The organism is Pseudomonas sp. NY15437, from assembly GCF_048068435.1.
Lineage (GTDB): Bacteria > Pseudomonadota > Gammaproteobacteria > Pseudomonadales > Pseudomonadaceae > Pseudomonas > Pseudomonas nitroreducens_B.
This window is the reverse complement of sequence record NZ_JBLUQC010000017.1, coordinates 38201-56505: the sequence shown is the minus strand read 5'-3', so window position 1 is coordinate 56505 and position 18305 is coordinate 38201. Positions and strand designations below refer to the sequence as shown.

At 64.9% G+C, this 18305-nt stretch carries 15 protein-coding genes; 11 read left to right on the top strand and 4 right to left on the bottom strand.

Annotation, left to right across the window (positions count from 1 at the left end; translation table 11 throughout):
- Window positions 1-35: 35 nt before the first annotated feature.
- The 3 genes from topA to ACNFIA_RS27780 all read left to right on the top strand — a co-directional run bounded on the left by topA (window position 36) and on the right by ACNFIA_RS27780 (window position 3579).
- Complete coding sequence (topA, locus tag ACNFIA_RS27790; RefSeq protein ID WP_416790218.1) at window positions 36-2642, top strand: type I DNA topoisomerase; 2607 nt, start codon at window positions 36-38, stop codon at window positions 2640-2642.
- A gap of 68 nt (window positions 2643-2710) precedes the next feature.
- Window positions 2711-3232 carry a DUF6586 family protein gene (locus ACNFIA_RS27785; protein ID WP_259756161.1) on the top strand — a complete coding sequence of 174 codons (522 nt, stop codon included), beginning with the start codon at window positions 2711-2713 and terminating at the stop codon, window positions 3230-3232.
- 107 nt (window positions 3233-3339) lie between these two features.
- Window positions 3340-3579, top strand: coding sequence for a hypothetical protein (locus tag ACNFIA_RS27780; RefSeq protein WP_045211682.1), 240 nt, complete (start codon window positions 3340-3342; stop codon window positions 3577-3579).
- 44 nt (window positions 3580-3623) lie between these two features.
- On the opposite strand, the gene sulA is transcribed toward ACNFIA_RS27780, so the two are convergent.
- The gene (sulA, locus tag ACNFIA_RS27775; protein ID WP_416790216.1) at window positions 3624-4097 is read right to left on the bottom strand and encodes an SOS-induced cell division inhibitor SulA; all 474 of its coding nucleotides are present in this window, start codon (window positions 4095-4097) and stop codon (window positions 3624-3626) included.
- Window positions 4098-4110: 13 nt separating this feature from the next.
- Complete coding sequence (gene lexA, locus ACNFIA_RS27770; protein ID WP_259756156.1) at window positions 4111-4725, bottom strand: transcriptional repressor LexA; 615 nt, start codon at window positions 4723-4725, stop codon at window positions 4111-4113.
- Between the two features lie 251 nt (window positions 4726-4976).
- Here lexA and ACNFIA_RS27765 point away from each other — a divergent pair, with 251 nt between their 5' ends.
- From ACNFIA_RS27765 to ACNFIA_RS27750, 4 genes are all read left to right on the top strand, one after another.
- Window positions 4977-5693 (top strand): TetR/AcrR family transcriptional regulator, encoded by a 717-nt coding sequence (locus ACNFIA_RS27765; RefSeq protein ID WP_259756154.1) that lies wholly within the window; start codon window positions 4977-4979, stop codon window positions 5691-5693.
- Between the two features lie 55 nt (window positions 5694-5748).
- Window positions 5749-6273, top strand: a complete 525-nt coding sequence (locus tag ACNFIA_RS27760) for a L,D-transpeptidase family protein (protein ID WP_416790214.1) — start codon at window positions 5749-5751, stop codon at window positions 6271-6273.
- A gap of 11 nt (window positions 6274-6284) precedes the next feature.
- The gene (gene nagZ, locus ACNFIA_RS27755) at window positions 6285-7283 is read left to right on the top strand and encodes a beta-N-acetylhexosaminidase (protein WP_416790213.1); all 999 of its coding nucleotides are present in this window, start codon (window positions 6285-6287) and stop codon (window positions 7281-7283) included.
- A 147-nt stretch (window positions 7284-7430) separates the two neighbouring features.
- Window positions 7431-8168, top strand: coding sequence for an S-methyl-5'-thioinosine phosphorylase (locus tag ACNFIA_RS27750; protein WP_416790211.1), 738 nt, complete (start codon window positions 7431-7433; stop codon window positions 8166-8168).
- Window positions 8169-8287: 119 nt separating this feature from the next.
- On the opposite strand, the gene ACNFIA_RS27745 is transcribed toward ACNFIA_RS27750, so the two are convergent.
- Window positions 8288-8950: a CsiV family protein gene (locus ACNFIA_RS27745; protein WP_416790209.1), complete on the bottom strand. Its 663-nt coding sequence runs from the start codon at window positions 8948-8950 to the stop codon at window positions 8288-8290.
- Between the two features lie 11 nt (window positions 8951-8961).
- On the bottom strand, window positions 8962-12426 hold the full coding sequence (mfd, locus tag ACNFIA_RS27740) for a transcription-repair coupling factor (RefSeq protein ID WP_416790208.1): 3465 nt from the start codon (window positions 12424-12426) through the stop codon (window positions 8962-8964).
- A 140-nt stretch (window positions 12427-12566) separates the two neighbouring features.
- Here mfd and ACNFIA_RS27735 point away from each other — a divergent pair, with 140 nt between their 5' ends.
- The 4 genes from ACNFIA_RS27735 to sthA all read left to right on the top strand — a co-directional run bounded on the left by ACNFIA_RS27735 (window position 12567) and on the right by sthA (window position 18283).
- Window positions 12567-14033, top strand: coding sequence for a glyceraldehyde-3-phosphate dehydrogenase (locus ACNFIA_RS27735; RefSeq protein WP_259756147.1), 1467 nt, complete (start codon window positions 12567-12569; stop codon window positions 14031-14033).
- Window positions 14034-14141: 108 nt separating this feature from the next.
- Window positions 14142-15539, top strand: a complete 1398-nt coding sequence (locus ACNFIA_RS27730; protein ID WP_259756146.1) for an amino acid permease — start codon at window positions 14142-14144, stop codon at window positions 15537-15539.
- 125 nt (window positions 15540-15664) lie between these two features.
- Window positions 15665-16678 carry an FAD:protein FMN transferase gene (locus tag ACNFIA_RS27725; protein ID WP_416790316.1) on the top strand — a complete coding sequence of 338 codons (1014 nt, stop codon included), beginning with the start codon at window positions 15665-15667 and terminating at the stop codon, window positions 16676-16678.
- Between the two features lie 210 nt (window positions 16679-16888).
- A complete protein-coding gene (gene sthA / locus ACNFIA_RS27720) occupies window positions 16889-18283 on the top strand; it encodes a Si-specific NAD(P)(+) transhydrogenase (RefSeq protein ID WP_259756145.1) in 1395 nt (464 codons plus the stop codon).
- The last annotated feature ends 22 nt before the right edge of the window (window positions 18284-18305 follow it).

The following is an 18305-nucleotide window of genomic DNA, read 5'->3' as shown; positions in this document are numbered from 1 at the left end:
AAATTCATCTTTTCGACGCAGGAATCTTCCGATCCATGGGTAAATCGCTGGTCATCGTGGAATCACCGGCCAAGGCCAAGACCATCAACAAGTACCTGGGCAACCAGTACGTGGTGAAGTCGAGCATCGGCCACATCCGCGACCTGCCCACCAGCGGCTCTTCCGCTGCCAAGGAGCCTGCGGCCAAAGGACGCAAGGCTGCCGCCGAAGCGCCGGCCCTGTCGCCGAAGGAGAAGGCCAAGCGCCAGCTCTTCACCCGCATGGGCGTTGATCCGGAGCACGGCTGGAAGGCCAAGTACGAGATCCTGCCGGGCAAGGAAAAGGTGATCGAGGAACTGCGCCGCCTGGCCAAGGACGCCGACACCATCTATCTCGCAACCGACTTGGACCGCGAAGGGGAGGCCATTGCCTGGCACCTGCGCGAGGCCATCGGCGGCGACGACTCGCGCTACAAGCGCGTGGTCTTCAACGAAATCACCAAGAAGGCCATCCAGGAGGCCTTCTCCCAGCCCGGCGAGCTGGATATCAACCGCGTGAATGCCCAGCAGGCTCGCCGCTTCCTCGACCGCGTGGTGGGCTACATGGTCTCGCCGCTGCTGTGGGCAAAGATCGCCCGCGGCCTGTCTGCCGGCCGCGTGCAGTCGGTAGCGGTGAAGCTGGTGGTCGAGCGTGAGCGCGAAATCCGCGCCTTCGTCCCGGAAGAGTACTGGGAAGTCCACGCCGACCTCGCCACCCCGAAGAACGACAAGGTCCGCTTCGAAGTGGTGCGCGAGAAGGGCGAAGCCTTCAAGCCGCTGAACGAAGCCCAGGCCAATGCCGCGCTGGAGAAACTCAAGGCCTCCAGCTACAGCATCGCCAAGCGCGAGGACAAGCCGACTTCCAGCAAGCCCTCGGCGCCCTTCATCACCTCCACCCTGCAGCAGGCCGCGAGCAACCGCCTGGGCTTCGGCGTGAAGAAGACCATGATGATGGCACAGCGTCTCTACGAGGCCGGCTACATCACCTACATGCGTACCGACTCGACCAACCTGTCGGCCGACGCCATCGACATGGTGCGCGGCTTCATCGACAGCGAGTTCGGCAAGAAGTACCTGCCGGCCAAGCCGAATTTCTACTCCAGCAAGGAAGGCGCCCAGGAAGCGCACGAAGCGATTCGTCCTTCCGACGTCAACCTGCGTCCGACCCAGCTGTCGGGCATGGAGCGCGACGCCGAGCGTCTGTACGACCTCATCTGGCGCCAGTTCGTGGCCTGCCAGATGCCGCCGGCCGAGTACCTGTCCACCACCGTCAGCGCCGCTGCCGGTGACTTCGAGCTGCGCGCCAAGGGCCGCATCCTCAAGTTCGACGGCTATACCAAGGTGCTGCCGCAGCAGAGCAAGCCGGGCGAGGACGACGTCCTGCCGGAAATGAACCAGGGCGACGCCATGAAGCTGCTCAAGCTCGACCCGAGCCAGCACTTCACCAAGCCGCCGGCGCGCTTCTCCGAAGCCAGCCTGGTCAAGGAGCTGGAAAAGCGCGGCATCGGCCGTCCGTCCACCTACGCGGCGATCATCTCCACCATCCAGGAACGTGGCTACGTCACCACCCATAACCGCCGTTTCTACGCGGAAAAGATGGGCGACATCGTCACCGACCGCCTCAACGAGAGCTTCTCCAACCTCATGGACTACGGCTTCACCGCCGGCATGGAAGAGAACCTCGATGACGTGGCCCAGGGCGAGCGCGACTGGAAAAACGTGCTGGACGAGTTCTATGGCGACTTCCGCAAGAAACTCGACCTGGCCGAGGCTGCCAACGACGGCATGCGCGCCAACCAGCCGACCCTGACCGACATCCCCTGCCGCGAGTGCGGCCGGCCGATGATGATCCGTACCGCCTCCACCGGCGTGTTCCTCGGCTGCTCGGGCTACAGCCTGCCGCCCAAGGAGCGCTGCAAGGCCACCGTCAACCTGATTCCGGGCGACGAAATCGCCGCGGATGACGAAGGCGAATCCGAATCCCGCGTACTGCGTGGCAAGCACCGCTGCCCGATCTGCAGCACCGCGATGGACGCCTACCTGGTCGACGAGAAGCGCAAGCTGCACATCTGTGGCAACAACCCGGATTGCGCCGGCTATGAGATCGAAGAAGGCCAGTACCGCATCAAGGGCTACGAAGGCCCGAGCCTGGAATGCGACAAGTGTGGCAGCGAGATGCAGCTCAAGACCGGCCGCTTCGGCAAGTTCTTCGGCTGCACCAACCCGACCTGCAAGAACACTCGCAAGCTGCTCAAGAACGGCGAGCCTGCGCCGCCGAAGATGGACGCCATCCGCATGCCGGAACTCAAGTGCGAGAAGGTGGACGACATCTACGTACTGCGTGACGGCGCTTCCGGCCTGTTCCTGGCCGCCAGCCAGTTCCCGAAGAACCGCGAGACCCGTGCTCCGCTGGTGGCCGAACTGCTGCCGCACAAGGATGAGCTGGATCCGAAGTACCACTTCCTGCTCGCCGCTCCGGCGAAGGACCCGGATGGCCGCCCGGCGGTGATCCGCTTCAGCCGCAAGACCAAGGAGCAGTACGTGCAGTCCGAAGTCGATGGCAAGCCCACCGGCTGGCGTGCGTTCTTCGACGGCGGCAAGTGGAAGGTCGAAGACAAGCGCTGATGGAAGGCGCGCCCAGCCCAGGCGGGGCGCGCTTATACTGCCGACGTCGACTGCAGAGGGCTCAGGTCATGGCGAACGAACTCTATACCCGCACCAATCAGAAGCTGTTCTTCGCCGGCCTTGCCCTGGAAGCCTGGCGCAACGCCGAAACGGCGCGCGCGATGAATGCCCAGGCGCGCATCCAGGCCGAGCGCGAAGCGGCGCTGTTCCATCTCTACGGAGCGGTGCTGGGCGTGGCCCATGAAATTGCCGGTTATTACCGCCTGCCCCAGGCGGGTGCGCCGCGCGTCGACCAGTTGCTCAATGCCGAGGTGCTGGCCGCCGCGCCCAGCCCGGAGCTGGCGGAAATGGTCGAGCTGGCGCAATCGCCGGAAGCCTGGCTGGGGCGCCTGCTGGCTGCCTATGCCGCGCTGTTCCAGCCGCCGAGCGAGCCGAAGAAAGCCAAGGTCGATCCGACCCAGCCGCTGATTCAAGCGGTGAATGTCGACGACGAGGCGCCGGCCGAGCTGGGTAACGATGAGCTGGAAAGCTGGCGCAAGTCCCTCAAGGAACTGGTGCTGCGCTTCCGCGCGTCGCTCACCGAGCTCTGATTCCCATTTCACACTGCGCCGGCCTTCCGGTCGGTCCGTGCAAGCTTTGGCTAGGGTGTAGCGGATGTGGCTGTTACACTACGCGTTCTGCTGTGGAGAACGTCGCTATGCCAACCTCATTTCTGGAAATTGTCGAGCTGCCTGACGGGCGTATCGTGCTGCGTCGCGCGGACGAGGAGGAGGCGCTGGTGACCCTGGAGTTCTCCGCCGATGCCAAGGGCTTCCTGCAGGGCCAGCACATCGAGATCGCCAAGGCGATGTTCAATGTCGGTGTGCAGATGGCCGGTCGTCTCGCCGAAGGCGGCGACATGAGCATGGACGACGAAGGCCCGCGCGTCCTGCATTGAGTTCCGCGCTTCGCCGTGTTCGCGGCGAAGCTTCCTCGATCGGATCAACCCAGACGAATATTCAGGCTCTGCGCCTGGCCGGCAACGGCGGCGCGGGACAGTTGCGTGCGCGCTTTTTCGTTGAGATTCAGCCAACTCACCACGGTATGGCTATTGCCCAGCCGCAACGCCTCGCATGCCAGGGCTTGCGCAGCGGCCTGATCGCGCGCCGGCAGCAGCAGGATGCGCTCGCGGTTGAGACCGGCCTTGCGCAACCAGTCCGGAGTCAGGCTGGCGGGCGGGGCGATCAGGGTGAGCCAGCGCGAGTCGCTTTCTTCGCTCAGCTCGCGGAGCATCGGTGCCAGCAACATCAGGCATTGGCCGGGAAGGCCGCGCAGGGCGATTTCACTGAAGGCGCCTTCCTCGGCGGCGGGCTCATCGTCCATCAGCTCCGGAAGCAGGGGAGCAGTACCGCTCGCCCAGAGTGCTTCCTGGAACAGCGGGAGTTGCGGCAGGTTCTGCGGCTGCGGGTACTGCATGGATGTCTCCTGTTCAGCGACGGATCACGCCGACGCTCAAGCCTTCGATGACCAGTTCCTGTTCCTTGAGATCGACCTCGATGGGGGCGAACTCCGGGTTCTCGGCGAGCAGCCAGACTTTGCTGCCTTCGCGCTTGAAGCGCTTCACCGTTACCTCTTCACCCAGGCGGGCCACCACGATCTGGCCGTTGCGCGCCTCGCGGGTGACATGCACGGCCAGCAGGTCGCCGTCCATGATGCCGACGTCCTTCATGCTCTGGCCGCGCACACGCAGCAGGTAGTCGGCGGGAGGATTGAAGAAGGTCGGGTTGATCCGGCAGGTGTCGTCGACGTTCTGCTCGGCGAGGATCGGGGCGCCCGCGGCGACGCGGCCGATGATCGGCAATTCGTCTTCATTGGCGGCGGCCTTGGGCTCGAAGCCGGGGATGCGGATGCCGCGGGAAGCGCCCGGGGTCATCTCGATGGCGCCTTTGCGGGCCAGGGCCTTGAGGTGCTCCTCGGCGGCGTTGGGCGACTTGAAGCCGAGTTCCTGGGCGATTTCCGCGCGGGTGGGCGGGTAGCCGTTGGCTTCCAGGCAGCGTTTGATGAAGGCGAGGATCTCGGCTTGGCGCGGCGTGAGCTTCAGCATGTCCATACTCTGGCTTTTTATACAGTGCCTGGGATTATATACAGTGATGGCGGCCTGGCAATGCTTTTATTGGCCTGCACTGGGTATGGAACGTTCGTGCATGTAACCTGGCGGCCTTGGCAAGCGTCTTGCTGTACATAAGGTGTCTCGTCGCATTGCCATGATATTGGTGACAATCCATCGCACTTTGCTTGACAATTGAAGACGCTGAAACGTATGTTTCAAACAAGTGTTTGTCAGGCGGAGTAGCCATGGCCCAGTCGGAAACCGTCGAACGCATCCTGGATGCAGCGGAACAGCTGTTCGCGGAGAAAGGCTTCGCCGAAACCTCCCTGCGTTTGATCACCAGCAAGGCGGGGGTGAACCTCGCAGCAGTGAACTATCACTTCGGCTCGAAGAAGGCGCTGATCCAGGCGGTCTTTTCGCGCTTCCTCGGCCCGTTCTGCGCCAGCCTTGAAAAGGAGCTGGACCGCCGCCAGGCCAAGCCCGATGCGCCGCGCGCCACCCTGGAAGAGCTGCTGGAACTGCTCGTGATCCAGGCCATGGCCGTCAAGCCGCGCAGTGGCAACGACCTGTCCATCTTCATGCGGCTGCTGGGGCTGGCCTTCAGCCAGAGCCAGGGCCACCTGCGCAAATACCTCGAAGAGGTCTACGGCAAGGTATTCCGCCGCTACATGCTGCTGGTGCATGAATCCGCGCCGCGCTTGCCGCCGCTGGAGCTGTTCTGGCGCGTGCATTTCATGCTGGGTACCGCGGTGTTCAGCATGTCCGGTATCAAGGCGCTGCGTGCCATGGCCGAGAACGATTTCGGGGTGAATACCTCCATTGAGCAGGTGATGCGCCTGATGGTGCCGTTCCTGGCTGCCGGCATGCGTGCCGACAGCGGTGTCAGCGACCCTTCGCTGGCCGGTGCGCAACTCAAACCGCGCACCAAGTCGAGCGCTTCTCAGGCTCCTGCCAAGGTCTGAGATAGCCCGGCGTCGCGCTGGGCTGCGTCGGCCTGATCGGCTACAGTAGCCGGCCATGGCTGATCTCGATCTTCTTCATATTTCCCTTGCTGACCAGATGCTCTACGGCTTCGCCGCAGGGCGTCTTGTCGTGCGCGTTCCGATATCCAGCGCCGCCAACGGCGCGGGGGAGCACAACGGCTCAGGCTGCACGCCACGCGGGCTGCACCAGGTTCGCGCGCGCATCGGCGAGGGGTTGCCCAAGGGGGCTGTGCTCAAGGGGCGACGCTGGACCGGCGAAACCTGGACGGCCGCGCTGCATGAAGCGTTTCCCGGCCGCGACTGGATCCTCTCGCGCATCCTCTGGCTCAGCGGCTGCGAGCCGGGGCGCAATCGGCTGGGCGAGGTCGATACCTTCCGCCGCTACATCTACCTGCACGGCACCCCGGACTGCGAGCCCATGGGCACGCCGCTGTCCCACGGGTGTATCCGCCTGCGCAATGACGACCTGCTGGAACTCTTCCCGCGGGTTCCCCTCCATTGCCGGGTCCGAATCGAAGAGGCCGCCTGTCCGCAGTGGCAGACGGCGCAACTGAACTGAAAGGAATGCACATGCAAGGCTCCCTGATGCTCGATGTCGGCGGCACCTGGCTGACCGCCGAGGACCGTCAGATCCTGCGCCACCCGGAAGTGGGCGGCCTGATCATCTTCGCCCGCAATATCGAATCGCCGCGCCAGGTGCGCGAGCTGATGGCCTCCATCCGCGCGGTGCGCCCTGATCTGCTGTTGGCGGTGGACCAGGAGGGTGGCCGCGTGCAGCGTCTGCGCCAGGGCTTCCTGCGGCTGCCGGCGATGCGCGCCATCGCGGATAACCCCAACGCCGAGCGGCTGGCGGAGCAGTGCGGTTGGCTGATGGCCACCGAAGTGCTCGCAGTGGGGCTCGACCTGAGCTTCGCCCCGGTGCTGGACCTGGACCACCAGCGCAGCGCCGTGGTCGGCAGCCGTGCCTTCGAGGGCAACCCCGAGCGGGCTCTCACGCTGGCCGGCGCCTTCATCCGTGGCATGCATGCCGCCGGCATGGCCGCCACCGGCAAGCACTTCCCCGGCCATGGCTGGGCGGAAGTCGATTCCCATGTGGGGATTCCCGAGGATGAACGCACGCTGGAGCAGATCCGCGCCGTGGACCTGGTGCCGTTCCAGCGCCTGGCTGGTGAGCTGGATGCCTTGATGCCGGCCCACGTGATCTACCCGCAGGTCGATCCGAACCCCGCCGGTTTCTCACGCCGCTGGCTGCAGGACATCCTGCGCGGCGAGCTGGGCTTTGACGGGGTGATCTTCAGCGACGACCTGTCGATGGCCGGCGCCCATGTGGTGGGCGATGCCGCCAATCGTATCGAGGCCGCGCTCAATGCCGGCTGCGACATGGGCCTGGTGTGCAATGACCGCGCGTCCGCCGAGTTGGCCCTGAGCGCCCTGCAGCGCCTGAAGGTGACTGCGCCGCAGCGTCTGCAGCGCATGCGCGCCAAGGCCTGGCCGGGCACCGAATACAAGCAGCTGCCGCGCTGGCAACAGGCCGTGGGCGAATTGCGCGCCGCACAACTGATCGACTGATTGCGATCTGCTGCGCGTCGGCATAACGGCGTTGGAAGGCGGGATCGGACTGTTCATTGACATCAGGTCAACTCCGCGCCCGATCCCGCTTTCCGCCGTGTTCTGCGCTGGCTCGCGAGATCGCAGGGATAATTTGAGGATAGAAGCATGACTGTCTACGCCATTATCGGCGGCACCGGCCTGACCCAGCTGGAAGGGCTGACCCTGAAGGACGCCATCGAACTGGATACGCCTTACGGCACGCCTTCGGCGGCGATCCAGCGCGGCGAGTTTGCCGGGCGCGAGGTGCTGTTCCTTGCCCGTCACGGCCACCCGCATCGTTTCCCGCCGCACCAGGTGAACTACCGCGCCAACCTCTGGGCGCTGCAGCAGGCCGGCGCCGAAGCCATCCTGGCGGTGAACGCCGTGGGCGGCATCCACGCTGCCATGGGCAGCGGCCATCTCTGCGTGCCGCACCAGATCGTGGACTATACGTGGGGCCGGGAACACACGTACTTCGCCGGCGATATCGACCATGTCACCCACATCGACTTCAGCCATCCCTACGACGAACCGCTGCGGCAGAAGCTGATCGCTGCGCTGCAGGCTCTCGGTTTTGCGTACAGCAGCCACGGCGTGTATGCGGCGACGCAGGGCCCCCGCCTGGAGACGGTGGCGGAGATCGCCAAGCTGGAGCGCGACGGCTGTGACATCGTCGGCATGACCGGGATGCCCGAGGCCGCCCTGGCTCGCGAGCTGGACATGCCGTACGCCTGTCTGTCGCTGGTGGTGAACCCGGCGGCTGGCAAGTCCAGCGGTATCATCACCATGGCGGAGATCGAACAGGCGCTGCACGACGGCATCGGCAAGGTGCGCGAGGTGTTGGGGCGCGTCCTGGTCAGTTGATGGTTTCCTGTAGGAGCGAGCTTGCTCGCGAACTTGCACGGCACGGTGCCGGGCGGTTCGCGAGCAAGCTCGCTCCTACGAAGAGCAAGAAAAAGCCCGGCAGATGCCGGGCTTTTTCGTCATTGCGCGGGCTGGGCCGGCGGCGGGGCGTCGAAGCCGCCGTCTGCCGGAGCGGCTGGCGCCGGTTGCTGCTGTGGTGCGCCTGGGCCGGTCGGCGCCTCGTCTTCCATGCCGGGCGGCGGGGCGGAGGCAGGCTTGGCGTTGAGGGGGGAAACCTTGATCAGCATGCCCAGGCTGGGATGATCGAGGTAGGTCAGCACGCTGTTCTTCAGGCTGGCTTCCTGGACCATGTGCTGGCTGGCCGTGAGCAGGCCGTCCTGGCCGAACTGGTTGATCCAGAAGTCGGTCTGGGTATTCACGAAGCGCTGTTGGCTGAGGGTGACGGTGCCTTCCACGGGGAAGTGCCCGTCACGCTTGGCGCCTTCGGTCAGGGCGATGCGCACCGGGGTGGCATCGATCTCCTGGCGCCAGGCCTTGTGCATCAGGACCTGGAAGCCTTCGTTCTGCTTGAGCTTGGCGACCTGGGCGTCCATTGCCGTGGGGCGCGAGCTGTCCGGGCCCGGCGGTTGCGCCCCCTTGGCCCAGTCATCGGGCGCGGGGCGGCTGGCGAACACGGCGTCGCCGGACTGCTGGAAGAGAATCAGCTCCACCTGGTAGGGCTCGGCGAAGGCGGCTGGCGACAACAGGGCCAGCGACAGCAGCAGGGGTTGGAACAGGCGCATGCACAGGGTCCTTAGTGAGTCTGTGGCGTGAGGCGCTCGAGCAGCGCCTCCAGCGTGTTGAACCGTTCTTCCGGGCGCTCCATGGGCACCTGGAACTTGAAGAGGGTGGCCCCTTCGAATTTGTAGCGATTGGGCTGGCTCTGGATCATCTTGATCAGCACCAGCGGGTCGACGCAGGTATCGGCGGCGAATTCTACCCGGCCTCCCTGCGGGCCGGCATCTACCTTCACGATCCCAAGCTTTTCTGCCTGCAGTTTCAGCAAAGTCAGACGAATCAGGTTCTTCGCCGGGTCAGGCAGCAGGCCGAAGCGGTCGATCATTTCCACCTGCAGCTCGCGCAGGCCGTCCTCGTCGGCGGCGTTGGCGATGCGCTTGTAGAGGATCAGGCGGGCGTGGACGTCCGGCAGGTAATCCTCGGGAATCAGCGCCGGCACACGCAGGTTGATGTCCGGGCCGCCGCCCAGCGGTTGCTCCAGGTTGGGCTGCTCGCCCTTGCGGATGGCTTTTACCGCACGTTCGAGCATTTCCATGTAGAGGGTGAAGCCCACGGCCTGGATCTGCCCGCTCTGTCCTTCGCCCAGCAGTTCGCCGGCGCCGCGGATTTCCAGGTCATGGGTGGCCAGCACGAAGCCGGCGCCCAGGTCCTGTGCGTTGGCGATGGCTTCCAGGCGCTTTTCGGCGTCCGGGGTCATCTGCTTGCGCGGCGGGGTGAGCAGGTAGGCGTAGGCCTGGTGGTGGCTGCGGCCGACGCGTCCGCGCAGCTGGTGCAACTGGGCCAGGCCGAACTTGTCGGCGCGCTCGATGAGAATGGTGTTGGCGCTGGGCACGTCGATGCCGGTCTCGATGATGGTCGAGGCCACCAGCACGTTGAAGCGCTTGTGGTAGAAGTCGCTCATCACCCGTTCCAGGTCCCGCTCGTTCATCTGCCCGTGGCCGATGCCGATGCGCGCTTCCGGCACCAGTTCCGCGAGGTCGCGGGCGCATTTCTCGATGGTCTTCACTTCGTTGTGCAGGAAGTACACCTGGCCGCCGCGCAGCAACTCACGCAGCAGGGCTTCCTTGATCACCGATTTCTGCTCTTCCATGACGAAGGTGCGCACCGAGAGGCGGCGCGCCGGCGGCGTGGCGATGATCGACAGGTCGCGCATGCCGGCGACCGCCATGTTGAGCGTGCGCGGGATCGGCGTGGCGGTGAGGGTGAGGATGTCGACCTCGCTGCGCAGGGCCTTGAGCTGCTCCTTCTGGCGCACGCCGAAGCGGTGTTCCTCGTCGATGATGACCAGGCCCAGGTTCTTGAACTTGACGTCGTCCTGCAGCAGCTTGTGGGTGCCGATGACGATATCGACCTTGCCCTCGGCCAACTGCGCCACGGCGCCTTCGACTTCCTTGGCGGACTTGAAGCGGCTCATCACTTCCACCGTTACCGGCCAGTCGGCGAAGCGGTCGCGGAAGCTGTTGTAGTGCTGCTGAGCGAGGAGGGTGGTGGGCACCAGCACGGCGACCTGCTTGCCGCTGTGCACCGCGACGAAGGCCGCGCGCATGGCCACCTCGGTCTTGCCGAAGCCCACGTCGCCGCAGACCAGGCGGTCCATCGGCTTGTCGGCGAGCATGTCGGCCACCACGGCCTCGATGGCGGACTGCTGGTCCGGGGTTTCCTCGAAGGGGAAGCCGGCGGAGAAGGTGGCGTAGTCCGCCTGCGGGTCCTTGAACGCGTAGCCCTTGCGCGCCGCGCGGCGGGCGTAGATGTCCAGCAGTTCGGCGGCGACGTCGCGTACCTGTTCGGCGGCCTTGCGCTTGGCCTTCTGCCAGGTTTCCGAGCCCAGCTTGTGCAGCGGGGCCAGGGCATCGTCGCTGCCGGTGTAGCGGGCGATCAGGTGCAGGTTGGCCACCGGCACGTAGAGCTTGGCTTCGTCGGCGTACTGCAGGGCGAGGAATTCGGCGTTCTGGCCGTCGATTTCCAGGGTGATCAGGCCCATGTAGCGGCCGACGCCATGGTCGATGTGCACCACCGGTGCGCCTTCGCGCAGCTCGGTGAGGTTCTTGATGACGTTCTCGCCGCCGTCGCGGGACTTCTCGCGGCGGCGGCGCTGCATGACGCGCTGGCCGAACAGCGGGCTCTCGGCGACCAGGGCGATGCCGGGCTGGCCCTTGTTGGCGTCCAGCAGCAGGCCTTCGTCCATCGGCGCGATGGTGATCGCCAGGCGATCCTGGTGCGCCAGGAAGCCCGGCCAGCCGTCGACTTCCACCGGGCGCAGCTTCAGCCGCGCCAGCAACTCCAGCAGGACTTCGCGGCGGCCGGCGGATTCGGCGGTGAAGAGGATGCGCCCGTCGAACTGTTCGATGAACTGGCGCAGGCGCGCCAGCGGTTCATTGGCCTTGGCCTCGATGGCCAGCTCCGGCAGTGGCTCGGCAGGGAAGCGCTCGCGGCCGACGCCCGATTCGATCGGCTCGGGGCTGACCACCACGCGCGGCCAGTTCTTCAGGCGGGCGAAGCAGTCCTCCACCGGCAGGAAGACGTCCGCGGGTGGCAACAGCGGGCGTTCCGGGTCGTAGCGGCGGTCTTCGTAGCGGTTGCGCACATCGGTCCAGAACTGTTCGGCCGCTGTCTCGATGCCTGGCAGGGAGAACACCTGGGTGTCCTGCGGCAGGTAATCGAACAGCGTCGAAGTCTCGCCATCTTCGAAGAACAGCGGGATGTAGTACTCGATGCCGGACGGTGTCAGGCCGCTGGCGAGGTCCTGGTAGATCGGGCAGCGACGGTAGTCGACGTCGAAGCGCTCACGGAAGCGGCCGCGGAAGCCGGTCACCGCTTCCTTGCGCAGCGGGAATTCGCGGGCCGGCAGCAGGCGGATGCTGTCGACCTTGTCGATGGAGCGCTGGGTTTCCGGATCGAATGTACGAAGCGTCTCGATTTCATCATCGAAAAGGTCGATCCGGTAGGGCAGCTCGCTGCCCATGGGGTACAGGTCGATCAGCGCGCCGCGCACGGCGAACTCGCCGTGTTCGTAGACGGTATCCACGCAGCGGTAGCCGGCCGCCTCGAAGCGGCTGCGCATCTGCTCCACGTCGAGCTTCTGGCCGACGTCCAGCACCAGGCTGCTGCCCAGCAGGAACTTGGCCGGCGCCAGGCGGTGCAGGGCGGTGGTGATGGGCACCACCAGCACGCCGCGGCGCAGCTCCGGCAACTGGTAAAGGGTGGCGACGCGCTGGGAGATGATGTCCTGGTGCGGCGAGAACACGTCGTAGGGCAGGGTTTCCCAGTCCGGCAGTTGCAGCACCGGCAGGTCCGGCGCGAAGAAGCGCAGCTCCTGCTCCAGGCGCTCGGCACTCTGGCTGTCAGCGGTCAGCAACAGGGTGAAACGTTTCGCCGGCCCCGCCGCTTCGGCGATGGCCAAGCTCAGGGCGGCCCCGGGGAGGTTGCCCCAGGATTGTTTGCCGGCAGCGGTCGGCAGGGAAGGAATACGCAATACGGACACGGGCAGTCGTGGCTCCGGTCGAGGAATTTGACCCATCGGATTGTAACTATCCCGATTGACGGATGTCAGTCATACGACCGCTGCGGATTGCCGGCGATTGTTCACGCCGTCATAATGTAGCCCCTTTTTTCTTCTCCTACATGTGGAAGGTATTGCCCGTGACCCAGAAGCCCGACCAGTGTCTCGGTGAGTGGATCGATCGTGAAGCCCTCGCGGAAGCCATGATTCCGCTGATCGGCCAACTCTACCGTAACAACAACGTGGTGACCTCGATCTACGGCCGTGGCCTGATCAACCGTTCGGTGATCGCGATCCTCAAAGCGCACCGCTTCGCCCGTCACCGCCTGGCCGAAGAAGGCGGGCTGTCGGTTCACGACACTTTCCCGATCCTCAAGGCGATGAGCGAGCTCAAGCTGGGCGCCGCTTCAGTAGACCTGGGCAAGATGGTTGCCAAGTTCAAGACCGAAGGTAACGGCCGCAGCATCGAGCAGTTCACCAAGGACGAGCTGGCCGACGTGGTCGGCAAGCAGAACGGCGGCGCCCGCGAAGGCACCGACGTGGTCCTGTACGGCTTCGGCCGCATCGGCCGCCTGCTGGCGCGCATCCTCATCGAGAAGACCGGTGGCGGCGACGGCCTGCGCCTGCGCGCCATCGTCGTCCGCAAGGGCGCCGAGAACGACCTGGTCAAGCGCGCCAGCCTGCTGCGCCGCGATTCCGTGCATGGTCCGTTCGACGGCACCATCACCATCGACGAAGAACACAACACGATCACTGCCAACGGCAACCTGATCCAGGTGATCTACTCCAACGACCCGGCGTCGATCGACTACACCCAGTACGGCATCAAGAAAGCCCTGCTGGTCGACAACACCGGCAAGTGGCGTGACGCCGAAGGCCTGGGCCAGCACCTGAAGTGCCCGGGCATCGACCGCGTGATCCTGACCGCTCCGGGCAAGGGCGCGCTGAAGAACGTCGTGCATGGCATCAACCATGGCGACATCACCGCTGACGACAAGATCGTTTCCGCCGCGTCCTGCACCACCAACGCCATCGTGCCGGTGCTCAAGGCGGTGAACGACCAGTACGGCATCGTCAACGGCCACGTCGAAACCGTTCACTCGTTCACCAACGACCAGAACCTGATCGACAACTTCCACAAGGGCAGCCGTCGTGGCCGCGCCGCGCCGCTGAACATGGTGATCACCGAGACTGGCGCTGCTACCGCTGCCGCCAAGGCTCTGCCGGTGCTCAAGGGCAAGCTGACCGGCAACGCCATCCGCGTTCCGACGCCGAACGTCTCCATGGCCATCCTCAACCTGAACCTGGAAAAGGCCACCACCCGCGAAGAGATCAACGAGTACCTGCGCCAGATGGCCATGCACTCGGACCTGCAGAAGCAGATCGACTTCGTCGCTTCCCAGGAAGTGGTGTCCACCGACTTCGTCGGCTCCCGCCATGCGGGCGTTGTCGATGCCGAGGCGACCATCGCCAACGACAACCGCGTCGTCCTCTACGTGTGGTACGACAACGAGTTCGGCTACAGCTGCCAGGTCGTCCGCGTGATGGAAGACATGGCTGGCGTCAACCCGCCGGCTTTCCCGCGCTGATTCAGGCGGTTTAGGAAAACGGGAGCTCTCGGGCTCCCGTTTTTCGTTAGTGGCTCCAGCATAATCATCAATAAAATCTGCCAATTCCTGATCGTGGAAAGACTTCAAATGGATGGACAACATCTGCATGAAGGCGAGCTGAAGCGCGGCCTGAAGAACCGCCACATCCAGCTGATCGCCCTCGGTGGCGCCATCGGTACCGGCCTGTTCCTGGGCTCGGCCGGCGTCCTGCAATCCGCCGGCCCGTCGATGATCCTCGGCTACGCCATCGGCGGCTTCATCGCCTTCCTGATCATGCGCCAGCTGGGCGAGATGATCGTCGAGGAGCCCGTCGCCGGTTCCTTCAGCCATTTCGCGCACAAGTACTGGGGCGGTTTCGCCGGCTTCATGTCCGGCTGGAACTACTGGGTGCTGTACATCCTGGTGGGTATGTCGGAGCTGACCGCGGTCGGCAAGTACATCCAGTTCTGGTGGCCTGACTTCCCGACCTGGGCCACGGCGGCGGTGTTCTTCGTGCTAATCAACGCCATCAACCTGTTCAACGTGAAGGCCTTCGGCGAGACGGAGTTCTGGTTCGCGATCATCAAGGTCGTCGCCATCATCGGCATGATCCTGCTCGGCGTCTGGCTGCTGGTCAGCGGCGCCGGCGGCCCGCAGGCGTCGGTGAGCAACCTGTGGAGCCATGGCGGCTTCTTCCCCAACGGTCTGAAGGGGCTGGTGATGGTCCTGGCGATCATCATGTTCTCCTTCGGTGGCCTGGAACTGGTGGGCATCACCGCTGCCGAGGCCTCCGAGCCGAAGAAGGTGATCCCCAAGGCGATCAACCAGGTCATCTACCGGATCCTGATCTTCTACATCGGCGCCCTGGCCGTACTGCTTTCGCTGTACCCCTGGGATGCCCTGCTGCAGAGCATCAACAGCGCCGGCGACCCGTATAGCGGCAGCCCGTTCGTGAAGGTCTTCTCGCTGCTGGGTAGCGAGTACGCGGCCCACATCCTGAACTTCGTGGTGCTTACCGCCGCGCTGTCGGTGTACAACAGCTGCGTGTACTGCAACAGCCGCATGCTGTTCGGCCTGGCCGAACAGGGCGACGCCCCGCGCGCCTTCGCCAAGGTCGACGACCGTGGCGTGCCGCTGCTGGCCATCGGTGTGTCGGCCTTCATCACCCTGGCCTGCGTGGTGGTCAACTACGTGATCCCGCACCAGGCGCTGGAGCTGCTGATGTCGCTGGTGGTCGCCGCGCTGGTGATCAACTGGGCGATGATCAGCCTGGCCCACATGAAGTTCCGCAAGGCCATGGTCGCCAAGGGCGTGCAGCCGTTCTTCCGCGCGCTGTGGTACCCCTACGGCAACTGGCTGTGCCTGGCCTTCGTGGTGTTCATCCTGGGCATCATGCTGCAGATCCCCGGCATCGACGTGTCGGTGTACGCCATTCCCGTCTGGATCGTGCTGATGGGCGTGTGCTACCTGTTCAAGCGCAAGTCCCCGGCGAAGGCGAGCGCCTGAGTCGAAGAGAAACGGGAGCTTCGGCTCCCGTTTTATTTGGGTAATGCACCTTTGCCAGAGCGGAAACAGTAGCGGGCGGTGCGTGCGGTAGAATGCCCGCGCCGCTTGCCTCGCGGCTGATGGAGATGACCTTGTCCCGTGCAAGCCTGTTGATCGTGCTGGTGCTGGCGGCCCTGAGCGGCTGCGGGCAGTCGGTCGAGCGCTTTGGCGGCCCGACCATGGGCAGCAGTTATACGGTGCAGTACGTGCCCACCGGCAAGGCGGCGGACCCCGCGAAGATCAAGGCCGAGGTCGACGCGATCCTGTCGAGCCTGGACGAGCAGTTTTCCACCTACCGTGACGACTCCCTGGTGTCGCGCTTCAACGCCCTGCCGGCCGGCGCCTGCCAGGCCTTGCCGGCGGACATGCTGCAGCTCTGGCACTACGGCGAGCAGCTTGCGCAACAGAGTGGCGGCGCCTTCGACCTGACCGTCGAGCCGCTGATGAACCTCTGGGGCTTCGGCCCGCAGTCACGCAGCGAGAAGGTCCCCGACGCTGCTGAGCTGGAGCGGGAGCGCGCCCGCGTCGGTCATCAGCATCTGCATGTGCGCGGCGATCAGCTGTGCAAGGACGTCGACGCGCAGTTGGACTTCGACAGCATCGTCGCCGGCTACGCGGTGGACCGGGTCAGCGCGCGCCTGGCCGAGCTGGGCCTGACGGACTACCTGGTAGAGATCACCGGCGAGCTCAAGGCCGTGGGCCACAAGCCCGATGGCACACCCTGGCGGATCGCGCTGGAAGTGCCCAGTGGCGAGCGTGAGCGGCAGGTGGAGCGCTCGGTGGCGCTGGATGGCATCGGCCTGTCCACGTCCGGCGACTACCGCAATTATTTCGAAGAGGGTGGGCAGCGCTATTCGCACACCTTCGACCCGCGCACCGGTACGCCGGTGCGGCATGCGCTGGCGGCGGTGACCGTGGCCGAGGCCCAGGCCCTGCACGCCGACGGCTTGTCGACCCTGCTGATGGTGCTGGGGCCGGAGGAGGGCTATACCTTTGCCGAGCGCAATGGGCTGGCGGCCTTCTTCATCGTGCGCCAGGGCGAGGGCTTCGTGACCCGCGCGACGCCGCGCTTCGAGGCGCTGTTTCCGTCGCCTGAATGAAAGCTTCGGCGGGCATGATGGCGCCCCGCAGGCGGGCAACGGCATGTAGTGGCGGCAAAATTCGCCTACCTGCCGACCAACCGCTAATGTGCAGCCTTTTGCCGCAGGGCTAAGCTGCGCCAATGATTTCGATCCGCCTCGGCGCATGTGGTGCCGGGGCTTCGCCGGGAGCGCCACGCGGGCGCCCCGGCCTGTTCTGAAGGAGTACGCATGGCTGTCTACAACTACGACGTGGTGATTCTCGGCACGGGCCCGGCAGGCGAGGGGGCGGCGATGAACGCCTCCAAGTACGGGCGCAAGCTGGCGGTGGTGGACAGCCGTCGCGTGGTCGGCGGCAACTGCACGCACCTGGGGACCATCCCGTCCAAGGCGCTGCGTCACTCGGTGAAGCAGATCATCGAGTTCAACACCAACCCGATGTTCCGCCAGATCGGCGAGCCGCGCTGGTTCTCCTTCCCGGACGTGCTGAAAAGCGCCGAGAAGGTCATCTCCAAGCAGGTTTCCTCGCGCACCGGCTACTACGCGCGCAACCGCATCGACATGTTCAACGGCACCGCCAGCTTCGTCGACGAGCGCACCGTCGAGGTCGTGACCCCCAGCGGCGCCGTGGAGCGCCTGGTGGCCGACCAGTTCGTCATCGCCACCGGCTCGCGCCCGTATCGCCCGTCGGACATCAACTTCAACCACCCGCGTGTCTATGACAGCGACACCATCCTGTCGCTGAGCCACACCCCGCGTCGCCTGATCATCTATGGAGCCGGCGTGATCGGCTGCGAGTACGCCTCGATCTTCAGCGGCCTGGGCGTGCTGGTGGACCTGATCGATACCCGCGACCAGCTGCTGAGCTTCCTCGACGACGAAATCTCCGATGCGCTGAGCTACCACCTGCGCAACAACAACGTGCTGATCCGTCACAACGAGGAATACGAGCGCGTCGAAGGCCTGGACAACGGGGTCATCCTGCACCTGAAGTCGGGCAAGAAGATCAAGGCGGACGCCCTGCTGTGGTGCAACGGCCGTACCGGCAACACTGATCGCCTCGGCCTGGAGAACATCGGCATCAAGGTCAACAGCCGTGGCCAGATCGAGGTCGACGAGAACTACCGTACCTCGGTCTCGAATATCTATGCCGCGGGCGATGTGATCGGCTGGCCGAGCCTGGCCAGCGCCGCCTACGACCAGGGCCGTTCGGCTGCCGGCAACATCGTCGAGCATGATGGCTGGCGTTTCGTGAATGACGTGCCGACCGGCATCTACACCATTCCGGAGATCAGCTCCATCGGCAAGAACGAGCACGAGCTCACCGCGGCGAAGATTCCCTACGAAGTGGGCAAGGCCTTCTTCAAGGGCATGGCCCGCGCGCAGATCTCCAACGAGCCGGTGGGCATGCTGAAGATCCTGTTCCACCGCGACACCCTGGAAATCCTCGGTGTGCACTGTTTCGGCGACCAGGCTTCGGAGATCGTCCACATCGGCCAGGCCATCATGAACCAGCCGGGCGAGCTGAATACGCTGAAGTACTTCGTCAACACCACCTTCAACTACCCGACCATGGCCGAAGCCTACCGCGTAGCGGCGTTCGACGGCCTGAACCGGATTTTTTGAAGTACCCCGACCGGCGGCCTGA

Coding starts and splice junctions, on each gene's coding strand:
- topA (WP_416790218.1), top strand. CDS start 36: ATGGGTAAATCGCTGGTCATCGTGGAATCACCGGCCAAGGCCAAGACC.
- ACNFIA_RS27785 (WP_259756161.1), top strand. CDS start 2,711: ATGGCGAACGAACTCTATACCCGCACCAATCAGAAGCTGTTCTTCGCC.
- ACNFIA_RS27780 (WP_045211682.1), top strand. CDS start 3,340: ATGCCAACCTCATTTCTGGAAATTGTCGAGCTGCCTGACGGGCGTATC.
- sulA (WP_416790216.1), bottom strand. CDS start 4,097: ATGCAGTACCCGCAGCCGCAGAACCTGCCGCAACTCCCGCTGTTCCAG.
- lexA (WP_259756156.1), bottom strand. CDS start 4,725: ATGCTGAAGCTCACGCCGCGCCAAGCCGAGATCCTCGCCTTCATCAAA.
- ACNFIA_RS27765 (WP_259756154.1), top strand. CDS start 4,977: ATGGCCCAGTCGGAAACCGTCGAACGCATCCTGGATGCAGCGGAACAG.
- ACNFIA_RS27760 (WP_416790214.1), top strand. CDS start 5,749: ATGGCTGATCTCGATCTTCTTCATATTTCCCTTGCTGACCAGATGCTC.
- nagZ (WP_416790213.1), top strand. CDS start 6,285: ATGCAAGGCTCCCTGATGCTCGATGTCGGCGGCACCTGGCTGACCGCC.
- ACNFIA_RS27750 (WP_416790211.1), top strand. CDS start 7,431: ATGACTGTCTACGCCATTATCGGCGGCACCGGCCTGACCCAGCTGGAA.
- ACNFIA_RS27745 (WP_416790209.1), bottom strand. CDS start 8,950: ATGCGCCTGTTCCAACCCCTGCTGCTGTCGCTGGCCCTGTTGTCGCCA.
- ACNFIA_RS27735 (WP_259756147.1), top strand. CDS start 12,567: ATGTGGAAGGTATTGCCCGTGACCCAGAAGCCCGACCAGTGTCTCGGT.
- ACNFIA_RS27730 (WP_259756146.1), top strand. CDS start 14,142: ATGGATGGACAACATCTGCATGAAGGCGAGCTGAAGCGCGGCCTGAAG.
- ACNFIA_RS27725 (WP_416790316.1), top strand. CDS start 15,665: ATGACCTTGTCCCGTGCAAGCCTGTTGATCGTGCTGGTGCTGGCGGCC.
- sthA (WP_259756145.1), top strand. CDS start 16,889: ATGGCTGTCTACAACTACGACGTGGTGATTCTCGGCACGGGCCCGGCA.